This window comes from Streptococcus sp. IMAU 99161, assembly GCF_014435245.1.
Lineage (GTDB): Bacteria > Bacillota > Bacilli > Lactobacillales > Streptococcaceae > Streptococcus > Streptococcus lactarius.
The window spans coordinates 26,382-40,320 of record NZ_JAAPAW010000012.1 but is presented as its reverse complement, the minus strand read 5'-3'; the positions used below and the strand labels follow the sequence as shown (position 1 = coordinate 40,320).

The 13,939-nt window shown below is 43.2% G+C and carries 15 protein-coding genes and 1 riboswitch; of the genes, 1 reads left to right on the top strand and 14 read right to left on the bottom strand.

All coding sequences use genetic code 11. The features are described 5' to 3' along the window. Nucleotides 1-190 precede the first annotated feature (190 nt). The 9 genes from HA044_RS08275 to HA044_RS08235 form a co-directional block, all read right to left on the bottom strand. Entirely contained in the window at nucleotides 191-793 is a 603-nt protein-coding gene (locus HA044_RS08275) for a lysozyme family protein (protein WP_187540732.1), read from the bottom strand. Continuing rightward, nucleotides 793-1,767, bottom strand: a complete 975-nt coding sequence (locus tag HA044_RS08270) for a nucleoid-associated protein (protein WP_187540731.1) — start codon at nucleotides 1,765-1,767, stop codon at nucleotides 793-795. Before HA044_RS08270 ends, HA044_RS08275 begins: the two co-directional genes overlap by 1 nt. Nucleotides 1,768-1,774: 7 nt before the next feature. Then, nucleotides 1,775-3,031, bottom strand: a complete 1,257-nt coding sequence (glyA, locus tag HA044_RS08265; RefSeq protein ID WP_187540730.1) for a serine hydroxymethyltransferase — start codon at nucleotides 3,029-3,031, stop codon at nucleotides 1,775-1,777. 77 nt (nucleotides 3,032-3,108) lie between these two features. After that, nucleotides 3,109-3,540 carry a GNAT family N-acetyltransferase gene (locus tag HA044_RS08260; protein ID WP_187540729.1) on the bottom strand — a complete coding sequence of 144 codons (432 nt, stop codon included), beginning with the start codon at nucleotides 3,538-3,540 and terminating at the stop codon, nucleotides 3,109-3,111. A gap of 1 nt (nucleotide 3,541) precedes the next feature. Continuing rightward, a complete protein-coding gene (locus HA044_RS08255) occupies nucleotides 3,542-4,144 on the bottom strand; it encodes an L-threonylcarbamoyladenylate synthase (RefSeq protein WP_187540728.1) in 603 nt (200 codons plus the stop codon). After that, nucleotides 4,134-4,964, bottom strand: a complete 831-nt coding sequence (gene prmC, locus HA044_RS08250) for a peptide chain release factor N(5)-glutamine methyltransferase (protein WP_187540727.1) — start codon at nucleotides 4,962-4,964, stop codon at nucleotides 4,134-4,136. Before prmC ends, HA044_RS08255 begins: the two co-directional genes overlap by 11 nt. Next, a complete protein-coding gene (prfA, locus tag HA044_RS08245; RefSeq protein ID WP_187540726.1) occupies nucleotides 4,964-6,043 on the bottom strand; it encodes a peptide chain release factor 1 in 1,080 nt (359 codons plus the stop codon). The genes prmC and prfA overlap by 1 nt, the downstream gene beginning before the upstream one ends. Nucleotides 6,044-6,052: 9 nt before the next feature. Next, a complete protein-coding gene (locus HA044_RS08240; protein ID WP_187540725.1) occupies nucleotides 6,053-6,532 on the bottom strand; it encodes a GNAT family N-acetyltransferase in 480 nt (159 codons plus the stop codon). A gap of 21 nt (nucleotides 6,533-6,553) precedes the next feature. Beyond that, nucleotides 6,554-7,138, bottom strand: a complete 585-nt coding sequence (locus HA044_RS08235; RefSeq protein ID WP_187540724.1) for a thymidine kinase — start codon at nucleotides 7,136-7,138, stop codon at nucleotides 6,554-6,556. Nucleotides 7,139-7,252: 114 nt separating this feature from the next. On the opposite strand from HA044_RS08235, the gene HA044_RS08230 reads away from it, so the two are divergent. Next, the gene (locus HA044_RS08230; protein ID WP_060553585.1) at nucleotides 7,253-7,435 is read left to right on the top strand and encodes a 4-oxalocrotonate tautomerase; all 183 of its coding nucleotides are present in this window, start codon (nucleotides 7,253-7,255) and stop codon (nucleotides 7,433-7,435) included. Between the two features lie 59 nt (nucleotides 7,436-7,494). Here the strand turns inward: HA044_RS08230 and ilvD are convergent, their stop codons facing one another. From ilvD to HA044_RS08205, 5 genes are all read right to left on the bottom strand, one after another. Continuing rightward, on the bottom strand, nucleotides 7,495-9,213 hold the full coding sequence (gene ilvD, locus HA044_RS08225) for a dihydroxy-acid dehydratase (RefSeq protein WP_187540723.1): 1,719 nt from the start codon (nucleotides 9,211-9,213) through the stop codon (nucleotides 7,495-7,497). Between the two features lie 121 nt (nucleotides 9,214-9,334). Next, nucleotides 9,335-10,678: an MATE family efflux transporter gene (locus HA044_RS08220; RefSeq protein ID WP_187540722.1), complete on the bottom strand. Its 1,344-nt coding sequence runs from the start codon at nucleotides 10,676-10,678 to the stop codon at nucleotides 9,335-9,337. Between the two features lie 113 nt (nucleotides 10,679-10,791). Then, nucleotides 10,792-12,054, bottom strand: coding sequence for a nucleobase:cation symporter-2 family protein (locus HA044_RS08215; RefSeq protein ID WP_187540721.1), 1,263 nt, complete (start codon nucleotides 12,052-12,054; stop codon nucleotides 10,792-10,794). Next, nucleotides 12,054-12,635 carry a xanthine phosphoribosyltransferase gene (locus HA044_RS08210; protein ID WP_187540720.1) on the bottom strand — a complete coding sequence of 194 codons (582 nt, stop codon included), beginning with the start codon at nucleotides 12,633-12,635 and terminating at the stop codon, nucleotides 12,054-12,056. The genes HA044_RS08215 and HA044_RS08210 overlap by 1 nt, the downstream gene beginning before the upstream one ends. An 87-nt stretch (nucleotides 12,636-12,722) precedes the next feature. Beyond that, nucleotides 12,723-12,818: riboswitch (purine riboswitch) on the bottom strand. Beyond that, entirely contained in the window at nucleotides 12,808-13,791 is a 984-nt protein-coding gene (locus HA044_RS08205) for a GMP reductase (RefSeq protein ID WP_187540719.1), read from the bottom strand. It overlaps the preceding riboswitch by 11 nt. Nucleotides 13,792-13,939: the final 148 nt, after the last annotated feature.

The following is a 13,939-nucleotide window of genomic DNA, read 5'->3' as shown; positions in this document are numbered from 1 at the left end:
CGAAGCAAGTATCCTAAGTCTTTGTTCGCTTTTTAAGCTTCAAAGATGCCCTATGTTGACGGAAACTATGTTTCCTTCATCTGCAACCTTCAACAGTCTCCCAGACTGTTGAAGCTGTGCGAAGGTGGGACGACGAAATCGAATTCTAACGAATGACCGATTTCTGTCCCACTCTCTCTGACTTAATTGATTAAAACCATGAGAATAAGTTCATAATCGTCATATTCGTCTCTACTAAGCGAGAATAGTAGATATTGCCCCCATTTACATAGAGTTCCATCCCATTTAAAAGAGAAATTGGATGCAGATAAAGGTAGGTTTTACCAGTCACGTTGCCGAGGCTAGGAGCTACCACATCCCGCGAATAGGCACGTGCCAATTCGAGAGAGTTAGTGCCGCCGTGCTTAGCCACGTAATCAATGTACTCTTTCCCAAAATTATAAGCTTGGACAGCAGTCCAACTATCTACTCCTTTTTTCTTGGCCTCTTTTAAGTCATCTGAAAGTGTCTGAATCCCCTGACGAATACTGGCTTTGTTATCACTGATGGTGTTGGTCTCACCGCTAGCACTCTCACTGGCTTGCATCAGATCGTCCTCTCGCCCCTTTGTTTCAGTATAGATCATGGCTAAGATCAGATTCTCATTAGCTGTGGTATCCTCATTCGCTAGGGCCTCCCGAACGAGAGAGCGGTATTGTAGGACTTGTTTGACATCATGGTGGATCTGAATCCCCTTAAAAATTCCAAAGATGATAAAGATGAAAAAGATGACCTTGAGTATGCGTTTTATCATTATTTACTTTGTATATCCTCAATATTTTTGATCAGAATGGAATAGGTTCCATTTTCATTTTGAATGAATTCCACGGATTCCGCATCCTGATAGACATTATTTGGAACGATGAGTTCGATTCCGTTTGACAAGGAAAGTTTCTGATTTTCAAATTTCTTAAGCTGACGACTGGCATCGATCTCTTCAAAACGGACAGGCTCTGGAACAGCTTCCTTGACCTGATCGATAAAACTCAGTCGGGCCGTCAGGTTATTGTCAAAGAGATCATCGGCCAATTTTTCAGGCGACAATTGGTTGTCTTCTTCGATGTGATTGAAAATGGCTGACTTCATCTTGGATTGGAACTGAAAATCATCGGAGTTAAAGGTCTCTGCAATGCGTTGTGCTGTTTTCTCCACTTCCTTGATAGACTTCTTGGGTGAAATCTTTGGCTGAGCTTGCAAGAGATTCTCAGAAAAATAATTCAAGAAGGTACCGTTGTACTTGATTCGCTTTTCAATCAAGTGGTACTTACGGCTTTCAAGATTGACTACTAAAGCTTCATCTGCTCCAGTTCCAAAACCTGGTAGATTGTTCTGAGTGAGCTTGATTGGATTGTCCACCTCACCACCTAAGTGAGTCAAGGTTTCACGCAATGCAATTCGTAGGAAGGCAAAATGTGCCACTCCTTCTTTCAAAAATTGGACAAAGACCAAATCATTGGTCTTTTGATTTTCAGAAATACTGAACTCTTCTTTCCAAAGATTGGCTAGGGTAACAGATGTTTCTAAGAGATCATCCGTGATGTGATCGAAGAAGGGATTTCCTTCTTCGAAAATCCCAGTCTTTGCTTCATCAGAATACACACGCTCCACTTTTCTACGTAGATATTCTTCAATTTTTGGAGTAATATTGAGAAACTTATCTGCTAAAACCAAGTCTGTATCATCCGGACGGAACTGATGAATGATTGCTTTTTGAATATAAATATCCATAAAATGATTAGTCCTCATAGAGTGGGAAGGCATCTGTCAAGGCTTTGACTTCTCCTCTCACTTCTTCTAGTACAGCTGGATTTTCAGCGTGTTTTAGAGCTTTGATGATCAAGTGAGCGACTTTACGACTTTCATTTTCACCAAATCCACGCGCAGTAATGGCTGCAGATCCGATACGAATTCCACTTGTCTTAAAAGGAGACAAGGTTTCGTACGGAATAGAATTTTTGTTTAAAGTAATATTGACTTCATCTAGTAGGTTCTGAGCAACTTTTCCATTATCAACAACCTTGGTCACATCAACCAAGAAGAGGTGGTTTTCAGTCCCTCCAGAAATAATCCGAAAATCAGGATCTTCTAAGAAGACTTCTGCCATAGCCTGAGTGTTTTTAATCACGTTCGCAGCGTATTCTTTAAAGGCAGGGTCTAATACCTCCTTAAAGGCAACTGCTTTAGCAGCTACAACATGTTCTAATGGACCACCTTGAATGCCTGGGAAGATCGCTGAATTAATCTTCTTAGCTAACTCTTCATCATTGGTCAAAATCAGGCCACCACGAGGTCCGCGAAGGGTTTTATGAGTCGTTGTTGTTGTGATATGGGCGTATGGTACTGGACTTGGGTGAAGTCCAGCAGCGACCAAACCAGCGATATGAGCCATATCAACCAAGAGCTTGGCTCCTACTGCATCCGCAATTTCACGGAATTTAGAGAAGTCAATGATGTGAGAGTAGGCTGACGCACCAGCTACAATGAGTTTTGGCTTCACTTCTTGGGCTTGCTTCAAAATCGCATCAAAATCCAAGAGTTCCGTTTTAGGATCAACATTATAAGGCACAAAGTGATAGGTTTGACCTGAGAAACTCACAGAAGCACCGTGTGTCAAGTGACCACCCGCTGCCAAATCCATCCCCATAACGGTATCTCCTGGCTCAATCAAAGCCATGTAGGCCGCACAATTGGCTTGACTTCCTGAGTGAGGTTGTACATTGGCAAATTTAGCACCAAAAATTTCTTTGGCCCGTTCGATGGCGAGGCTTTCGATCACATCGACCACATCTGTCCCACCGTAATACCGGCGACCTGGGTAACCTTCGGCATACTTGTTGGTAAGAATGGACCCTTGAGCGGCCATAACGGCCTTGGAAACTACATTTTCAGAAGCAATCAACTCAATGTTGTTTTGCTGGCGCTCCTCTTCTTTGGTAATGGCATTCCAAAGATCAGCATCGTATGCTTTAAAATCGTCTTTGTCAAAAATCATGGGTCTTCTCCTTTACTAAATGACTAGTCCCTTAGTTGTGTCGTGTATCCTAATTCTAAAAAGAAATTAGAGACAAACTAAAAGATGCGTATGAACCGTTTCTGCATTTTATCGCAAGTATAGCCAACTTTTTCATAAAATGCATGAGCCCCCAGACGATGATCGGCAGAGTTTAAACGAATAAACCCGTAACCCCGTCTTTTTGCTTCTATTTCCAACCCCTCTAGCAAGCTTTTCCCAATGCCTTGACCCTGATGGTCTGGCTGAACTGCTAAAGCCAAGATATTGAAACCTGGCTGTGAATACAAGGATTCATAAACTTCTGCATGAACATATCCAAGTAGTTCATGACTGCTTGAATCCTCGTACCCAAGTATGAAATGATGCACGTCCTGAGATAACTTGGCCAGCTGATTCGCTGTTTTTTCAGGACTAAAATCATAGCCTAAAGCTTCTTTGTTAATCTCATAAATAGCTTCAGCATCTCTAGTCTTCAAATCTCTTAGCATATCATACCTCCTCAAAAGGAATATCAGGTAGCTTAGCAAGAATGTCTTCTCGCGTAATTGCACCTTGTCGTAGAATCTTGACCTTATCACCAGACAAATCCAAAATAGTCGAATCCTGCCCTGTCAGAAAAGCATCATCCTCTAGTCCCAAAACTTCTTGATCAAAATCCTTCAAAATGTCTGTAAAGACAATTCCGCTGGCATGACCGGAAATATTGGCAGAGGGACCAATTAAGGGACCTGTCTCTCTAATTAAGTCCAGAGTAATCGGGTGATTGGGCATCCGAAATCCGACTGTTTGTAGACCAGAGTTGACCCAGTAAGGAACTCTGTCATTAGCTTCTAGGATAATGGTCAAGGGACCTGGTAAAAAGGCTTCTACCAATCGTTTGAGATAGGTTGGTTGATTCTTAGAAAAGGATAAGATAGCTTCTAGGGAAGCGATATTGAGGTTAAGCGCCTTCTCTTTTGGGCGACGCTTGAGCTGGTAAACATGTTCAACAGCTTGTTCATCTAAGGCCTTAGCAAAAAGGCCGTAAACTGTTTCCGTCGGCAAGACGACTGCTCCACCATTTTCCAACTCTTTCTTCATTCTATCCATCATCCACGATAACCATCCTATCTTGACCAAACTGGTCCTTGAGTGTTCGAACACGCTTTTCAGGAAGATATTTCCTAAACAATGCGGGAACACTGTGACCTTGTTTGTATCCAATTTCAAGGTAAATCTTACCTCCCTCACGGAGATGGTTCTTAGCTTCTTGAGCAATCTTGCGATAGATAGCCAGACCATCTTCCTCAGCAAAGAGCGCTAGATGGGGCTCCGAATGTAGGACATTCAAGCCTACCTCCGACTCGTCTGCACGAGAGATATAGGGGGGATTGGATACAATTATATCATAATTTTCAGCAATTTCTTCAAAACAATCAGATTTTTTAAAGGATATTTTTAGGTCTTGAAACGCAGCATTTTCGCTTGCTAAGTTAAGTGCATCCGTAGAAATATCGCTTGCTGTAACGCACCAATCTGGGCGATTTTTCGCTAAAGCAAGCGCGATAGCGCCGCTTCCTGTCCCGACATCTACTACTTCGAGATTTTTCTCAGGATTTTCAGTCAAGATGAGGTTTACTAGCTCTTCTGTCTCTGGACGAGGGATCAAAACTCGCTCATCCACCTTTAGCTCCATTCCATAGAATTCAGCATGTCCGATGATGTACTGGGCAGGTACATGTGCCGCTAGTTGATTGTAAATACTTTCTACAAACTCTTTCTCCTCTGGAGTGATTTCTTGTTGAATAGCAAAAATAAAGTCTGTAAAAGAGAGATTTTTGAGGCTCCGATAGACAAAAGAGAGGCTTTCAGCTTCCTCTCCTTGTGTGATTAATTGTTCCTCAAAATCTTTAAAAATTTGAGCTAATTTCATTACTTGTTTAATTCTTCTAATTTTTGTGTTTGGTCATAGAGAACCAAAGCATCGACCACTTCATCTAATTTACCAGACAAAATGGTATCCAGTTTTTGAAGAGTCAACCCAATCCGGTGATCAGTCACACGGTTTTGAGGGAAGTTATAAGTCCGGATCCGCTCTGAACGGTCACCCGTACCGATTGTAGACTTCCGCTCCGCATCTTGCTCGTCTTGAGCAATTTGAGCAAAGTGGTCTGCCACACGCGCACGAATAATCTTCATGGCCTTATCGCGGTTCTTTTGTTGCGTCCGCTCTTCCTGCATCTCTACCTTGATATTGGTTGGCAAGTGAACGATACGAACGGCTGTTGCGACCTTGTTGACGTTTTGTCCACCCGCACCAGACGCGTGGTAGATGTCAATCCGAAGGTCTTTGGGATCAATGTCATACTCAACTTCTTCAATTTCTGGCATGACCAGAACGGTCGCTGTAGAGGTATGAACACGACCTTGGCTTTCCGTCACTGGAACCCGTTGTACCCGGTGGGCACCTGATTCGTACTTAAGTTTTGAATAGACAGACTGACCAGAAACCATAGCTACTACTTCTTTGATCCCGCCAACACCATTGTAAGAGGCTTCCATGACTTCAAAGCGCCAACCTTGGCTTTCCGCGTATTTTTGATACATCTGCAAGAGGTCGCCAGCAAACAACTGTGCTTCGTCTCCTCCTGCTGCTCCACGGATTTCCAAGATAATGTTCTTGTCATCGTTTGGATCTTTTGGAAGAAGTAAGATCTTCAGTTTTTCTTCGTAGGCTTCTTTTTCAGCCTTAGCATCTTTCAGCTCTTGCTTGGCCATTTCTTCCAAATCTGCATCGCCGCTTGCTTCCTTGATCATTTCTTCAGCATCGACGATATTTTGAAGGACTTGTTTGTATTCTCGGTAAGCTGTTACCGTGTCACGAGTGGAATCCTCTTCTTTTGAAAGCTCCATAAAGCGTTTGGTATCAGAGACCACATCAGGATCACTCAGTAATTCTCCTAACTCTTCGTATCGGTCTTCTACAGCTTGTAGTTGATCATAGATATTCATGTTTGCTCCTTAATTCTTGGTTGTTAGATCATAGATTGCTACAATTTCGTCTTCTATGACTTGGCCAGTTTCTTTAAATCCATAATGGAGATAGCAAGATCTCGCATGTTTATTTTCCGGTTCATAAGATAACCAAAGACTTGTTGCTTTTCCAGCTGGCTCTGTAGAAACAAAGTCAATGACTGCATCCATAATCGGTTTAAAATAGCCTAAACCTTGAAATCGTTGATCGATCATAAAACGAAATAACAAGTAATTTCCCTTGCTGATCCCAATTTTCTGGTCATAGGCAATCATAACAAAACCAACTAATGCTTCCTTATCATAAACTGCTAAGGGAGCTATAAAATCACCATTTTTATCATATACATAGGCTTCAGCTAAACTAATGGAATTGGATGCAATAAAATTCCTTTGGTTTGGATGAACTTCTAGATTTAAAACGTCAAAATAATTCTCTATTGTAATATCTTTTAAACAAATAGACATTTCTATTCTCTCTAAAACATTCTAGACGTTTTCAGTTGGTATGTCCGGATTAAAATAATGCTTGCGGCAAACCGAGATATAGGTCTCATGTCCACCGATCTGGATTTGTTCTCCATCGTAGACAGGTTTGCCCGCTTGGGTGCGCAAGACCATGGTCGCCTTGCGGGAACAGTATTGGCAGATGGTCTTAATCTCCTCGATCTTGTCGGCTAACAAGAGGAGGTGTTTAGACCCCTCAAAGAGTTCATTTCGAAAATCATTTTTAAGGCCAAAAGCCATAACAGGCACATCCAATTCATCCACAACTCTAGCCAAGTCATAAACATGGTGTCGTTTCAAAAACTGAGCTTCATCGATTAAGACGCAGTAGGGTTTGATGGGTTGGTTCTGAATAAAACCAAAGATATCTGTTTCTTCTTCAATTGCAACGGCTTCTCGCTTCATACCGATTCGGCTAGAAACTACTCCTACTCCATCTCTAGTATCAATTGCCGAGGTCATAATCACCACACGCTTGCCTTGCTCTTCATAATTATGGGCCACCTTCAAGATCTCAATGGTTTTCCCTGAGTTCATGGTCCCATATTTATAATATAATTGTGCCATTTTCCTTCTGTTCTCTCTAAAATGTGTTTCATTATCATTTTACCATAATTTTGCTGACCTTTGTATTCCAAAATGTGATAAAATAGTTCTATAACATATTTAGGAGGTGGCCCTATGCCATTTGTACGAATTGACCTATTTGAAGGACGCACTTTGGAACAAAAGAAAGCCCTCGCTAAAGAAGTAACAGAAGCTGTTGTTCGCAACACTGGTGCTCCTCAGTCAGCTGTTCACGTCATCATTAATGATATGCCTGAAGGAACCTACTTCCCACATGGTGAAATGCGTACCAAATGATCTTACCGTCAAAAAACCTTTCTTGCTTGTGATTTCACATAGCAGGAAAGGTTTTTTGCTTATTTTTCTTGTGCTTGACGTTCTGCCTTCCGTTCTTCGAATTCTTCATCACTCATCAAGGTCCCACCGACATTAGCTGATTTAGCAAAGGCTGTGTAACGACGCAACCAACCACTGGAAATTTTTGATTTGAACGGTTTCAAGTATTTACGACGTTCTGCAAGGGTTGCATCATCAACAAGCAACTCGATGGTACGATTTGGTAGATCAATCACGATTTCATCCCCATCTTCAATCAAGGCGATATTTCCACCTTCTGCTGCTTCTGGAGAAACGTGACCAATCGCAATCCCACGCGTCGCTCCTGAGAAACGACCATCCGTAATGAGAGCTACATCCTTACCAAGACCGCGTCCAACAATCTTAGAGGTTGGCGCAAGCATCTCTGGCATCCCCGGACCACCCTGAGGACCTTCGTAACGAATGACAACGACATGTCCCTTCTTGACCGTTCCATTGTCAATCAACTCAAGAGCTTGATCCTGTGAATCACAACAAATGGCTTTTCCACGGAAAGTGGTCACAGACGGATCGACCCCACCGACCTTGATGACAGCACCATCTTGAGCGATATTTCCGTAAAGAATCGACAAGCCACCAACTGGTGAAATCGGATGTTCGATTGGATGAATGATTTCTTCGTTTTTAATTTCAGCACCAGCTACATTTTCTTTCAAAGTCTTACCAGTGACCGTGATGCGGTCCCCCTTGATGGCTCCTTTTTTAATCAACTGATTGATAATAGCTGGAACTCCACCAGCTTCGTGCACATCATGCATGGTGTAGACACTTGACGGTGCGATTTTAGAGAGGTAAGGTGTCTTCTTGGCAATTTCATTAATATCCTTGAGATCATAGTCAATCCCAGCTTCACGAGCAATTGCAAGCGTATGAAGTACGGTATTGGTGGAGCCCCCCATAGCCATATCAAGCGCAAAGGCATCATCAATAGCTTCTTTGGTTACGATATCCCGTGGACGGATACCCTTTTTAATATTCTCCACCAGTTGTTTGGCTGCTTGACGAACCAATTCCCGGCGTTCATCCGAAACGGCAAGAATGGTACCATTTCCTGGAAGAGCAAGCCCCAAAACTTCCATCAAACAGTTCATGGAATTGGCGGTAAACATACCAGAGCAAGAGCCACAAGTTGGGCAAGCATTTTTTTCCAGGAAATCGAGCTCATCCATGCTCATATCACCGGCCTGATAAGTCCCTACTGCTTCAAACAAACTGGAGAGAGTCGCTTGATGCCCCATCATGTCAACGCCACCTCTCATAGGCCCACCTGAGCAGAATACGGCAGGCACATTGGTCCGCATAGCTGCCAAAATCATCCCCGGTGTAATCTTGTCACAGTTGGGAATGTAGAAAACACCATCAAACCAGTGGGCATTAATAACAGTCTCAGCTGCATCTGCGATCAATTCACGAGATGGCAAGCTATACCGCATCCCAATATGCCCCATCGCGATTCCGTCATCGACTCCGATGGTATTAAATTCAAATGGAATTCCACCAGCTTCGCGAATAGCTTCCTTGGCAACATCTGCTAACTCACGCAGGTGAACATGGCCTGGGACAATATCAATATAGGAGTTACAAATTGCAATAAAGGGCTTTTGCATATCCTTAGCTGATTTTACTTGCCCTGTTGCATAGAGGAGACCACGCGCTGGTGCACGGTCAATCCCCATTTTGATCATATCGCTTCTCATCTTGTTCTCCTTCTAGTTCTTCATTTCTACCTCCTAATCTTACCACTTTGACCTCAATTGTCAAGAACTTTCAGAAAATTTATACTATTTACGGTACATAAAAAGCCTGGTTTCCCAGACTTTAGTTTGTTTGCTTTTTTTCGATCTGCCAGAGTCGCATTTGGTAGCAAATACCACTTACGACAAGGCTCGAAATAAGGCCAATCCAATAGGCGTATGGACCAAGGTTGGTCACATGGTCTAGGAAAATTCCCAAAGGAATCGAAATGCACCAGTAACTAAAGACGCCTAATAAGAATGGAACCGTGGTATCCTTGTAACCTCTCAAAATCCCTTGAAGGGGTGCTGCAAAGGTATCCGCAACTTGGAAAAAGAGACTGTAGGTCATGAAAATAGCAGTTTGCTGCACAAAAGCCGGATCCTTGCCGTATAGACCCGCCAGTTGGAAGCGGAAGGTATAAAGAAAGACGAGGGTGACTATCGCAAAGCCAAAGGCTGTCAGCCGTCCCAATCGGCAATATTGTTTGACAACTTCTGGTCTTCCTGCTCCCAATTCGAAAGATACGATAATAGCCATGGTGCTTGAGATACTCATCGGAAAGGCATACATCAGGGTAGAAAAATTCATGGCCGATTGGTGACTAGCGATGGTGAGTGATGGGAATTTTGCCATTAACAAGCCAACCAGCGAGAAGATGATGACTTCTGCAAAAACAATTCCACCGATTGGAAGCCCAAGGCGCAATACTTCTTTCATCCCTTTAAAATCATAAGATTGCGGCTTCCACAATTGGAAAGGTGCTACCTTAGGATGTTTGCACAATATCAAAGCTGCAATGCCCAGCAAGACCCAGTAGGCTAAGGAAGTTCCAAGACCTGCTCCCGCTCCTCCCATCTCAGGAAAACCAAATGCCCCATAGATCAGGATGTAGTTAAAAGAAGCATTCAAAGGCAAGAGCAAGAGCATCAAGTACATCGATAGTCGCGTCATTCCCAACGTATCAAGGAAGGTCCGCACGATACTAAAGAGCAACAAGGGTAAGATTCCTAGAGAAAGGAAATATAAGTAGCGAATGGCTATTTGAGCAACAACATTTTCTAAGCCGATCTGCTTGAGAATCATAGGCGCAATCCCCCAGACAAAGCCTATTAAGAGAATGGCCATGCCAAATGACATATAGAGGAATTGGTAAAAATCGCCAGCAATCCGTTCTTTATTTCCCTTGCCTAAGTGATGCCCGACAATCGGTGTTAGGGCAGAGACAATCCCTGTCAAAAAGGTGAAAAAAGGATTCCACAGACTAGTGGCTGTAGAGACCCCAGCCAAATCAAGGGTCCGGTACTGGCCTGTCATGGCTGTATCAACAAAACTAGCAGAATAATTGGCCAATTGGTAAATCAAAATCGGTAAAAATAGGCTTATAAACAAGCGCAGGCGTTCTTTAAAACGGTGGGTTTCATACATAATCCTAACTCTTTTCTAGTCCATCATTATTTCCCTTCTTCCACTCTACTATATGTCTTCTAAAAAGTCAAAAAAACCGAAGACCTCAGGTGAGATCTTCGGAAGTTCAGAGATTATTTTTGATGGCGGTTCAAAATCGCGTTAAGAATAATCGCCAAGACACTTGCGACGACAATTCCGTTTGCAAAGAACATTTGGAATCCTGTTGGAAGGCCTTTGAAAAGGGTGCTGTTGTTCAAGCCAACCCCGGCTGCAATCGATACCGCTGCAATTAAGAAATTGTGCTCATTGTGCTCAAAATCAACACGCGCAAGAATCTGCATCCCTTGAATAGATACGAAACCAAACATGACCAGCATCGCTCCACCAAGAACTGGACTTGGGATGATTTGTGCTAAAGCTCCAAACTTAGGAAGGAGACCGAGTAGAACAAGGAAACCAGCCGCATAATAGATTGGAAGACGGGTCTTGATACCAGACAATTTCACTAAACCAACGTTTTGTGAGAATCCAGTGTAAGGGAAGGTATTGAAGATACCACCGAGGAGAACAGCCAACCCTTCAGCGCGATAACCATTACGAAGGCGCGTGCTGGTAATTGGATCTTTGGTAATATCAGAAAGGGCAAGATAAACCCCTGTTGATTCCACCATGGAAACTGTCGCGATGATACACATCATTAAGATTGAAGTGATTTCAAACTTAGGAGCTCCAAAGAAGAATGGTGTTGGAACGTGAACCACTGGTGCTTGCGATACCGGTGTGAAATCCACCAGGCCCATAGAGGCCGCAATAGCAGTCCCTGCGATCAACCCAATCAAGATAGAGATAGACTTGATAAAGCCAGTCGTATAGATATTAACGATCAAGATAATGAGAATCGTAATCAAGGCCAAGATCAAGCTTTGAACCGTTGGTTTGGCTGCATTATTTCCCATGTTTCCAATCGCTACAGGAATCAAGGTCAAACCAATGGTCGTAATGACGGATCCTGTAACGATGGATGGGAAGAGGTTGGCAATCTTTGAGAAGAAACCTGAGACAAGGATGACATAGATCCCTGAGACAATCAGGGCGCCAAACATCGCCCCGCTACCATGGCTAGCTCCGATCATGCTAAGAGGTGCTACAGACTGGAAGGCAACCCCAAGGACAACAGGAAGACCGATCCCAAAGTACTTATTGAGCTGGACTTGAAGGAAAGTCGCTACCCCACACATGAAGATATCTGTAGAAATGAGGTAAGTTAGCTGATGAGCGTTATAGCCCAACGCTCCCGCAATCATAATCGGCACCAAAATAGATCCCGAATACATGGCTAATAAATGTTGCAAGCCTAAAATAGCCGCTTGCGAATGGCTTTCTTGCTTTTGCATTAGATGTCTGCCTCCTTAAATACAACCTGACCGTTTTCAAAACGATCCAAACGCGCAAGAGATACCACAGGATATCCCAAGTCTTCTAACAATCCCCGACCATCTTGGAAGGATTTCTCAATCACAATTCCAATGGCTTCCACTTTAGCACCCGCTTGTTCGATGATTTGGATCAAGCCTTTAGCCGCTTGGCCATTCGCGAGGAAATCATCAATGATCAAGACCTTATCTGCTGGATCCAAGAATTTACCCGCAATCGAAACGGTGCTGGTGACTTGCTTGGTAAAGGAATAAACCTCAGCCGTCAAAATCCCCTCATTCATGGTGATATTTTTCGCCTTTTTGGCAAAGATCATGGGAACATCCAGCGATTCTGCTACATAAAGAGCAGGCGCAATCCCAGATGCTTCAATAGTCACAACTTTGGTAATACCAGCGTTTTTGAAATGATCCGCAAAGGTTTGACCAATTTCCTTCATCAGTTTGAAATCCACTTGGTGGGTCAAAAAGGAGTCCACCTTGAGGATATTTTCTCCTAAAACATTGCCATCTTTTAAGATACGTTCTTCCAGTAGTTTCATACTTCCTCCTACTTTAAACACTCCTCTACTCATTCACAAAACACAAAAAGGCCTGCTAAGCAAGCCTTGAAATCTCTCTAGGAAGAGAAATAATCCCGACTTACTTATTGGTAGGTGTTCCGGCACCTTGTAGAAACATCACGCCCATTCGTGAAATAAATAAGTAATTCAATTAGTGTGCATCGCCATTCCAGATAGAATTCTTCACGATCACATAGTCGACGTGCTTCAGATCCGCTAATTTCCGACCTCCAGCATACGAGATCGAACTTTGCAAATCTTGTTCCATTTCTGTCAAGGTGTCTTGCAAGTGCCCCTTAGCAGGCAATAAAATTTTCTTGCCCTCGACATTCTTATAAGCACCTTTTTGGTACTCTGAAGCGGATCCATAGTACTCTTTGAAAGACTCTCCGTCGATTTCTACCGTTTTACCAGGACTTTCGATATGGCCTGCAAAAAGCGAACCGATCATGACCATAGACGCCCCAAAACGAATGGATTTGGCAATATCGCCATTGGTCCGAATCCCACCATCCGCAATGATCGGCTTGCGCGCCGCTTTTGAGCACCAGCGTAGAGCTGCTAATTGCCAACCACCTGTACCAAATCCAGTCTTAACCTTGGTGATACAAACCTTACCAGGACCGATCCCGACCTTGGTCGCATCGGCTCCAGCATTTTCCAATTCACGGACAGCTTCAGGGGTGCCGACATTTCCAGCAATGACAAAGGTACCTGGCAATTCTTTCTTAATGTGATGGATCATCCGAATCACACTATCCGCATGGCCGTGGGCGATATCAATGGTGATGTACTCGGGTGCATCTGACTTTAATTGACTCACAAAGTCATACTCATATTCCTTAACACCGACCGAAATCGAAGCAATCAAGCCTTGATCGTGCATGCGTTTGACAAAGGGAATCCGACCTGCTTCGTCAAACCGGTGCATAATGTAGAAATACCCACCACGCGCCAACTGTTCTGCCACATCCTCATCTAGAATGGTCTGCATATTGGCCGGCACAACAGGAAGTTTAAAGGTATGATTGCCAAACTGAACGGTCGTATCCGCCTCAGAACGGCTATTGATAATACATTTGTTCGGAATTAGCTGAATATCTTCGTAGTCAAAAATAGGAAATTCATTTAACATGGATTGTAAAATCTCTTTTCTATAAACTGACCTACCTATGCGTTTCCGCATCACTACGTCACTCGACGTTTCCTTGATTGATTATACCAAAGATACGGACCTAATGCAATGGGAATGATTTTTCTGGAAATAATGTTCGGGAATAATA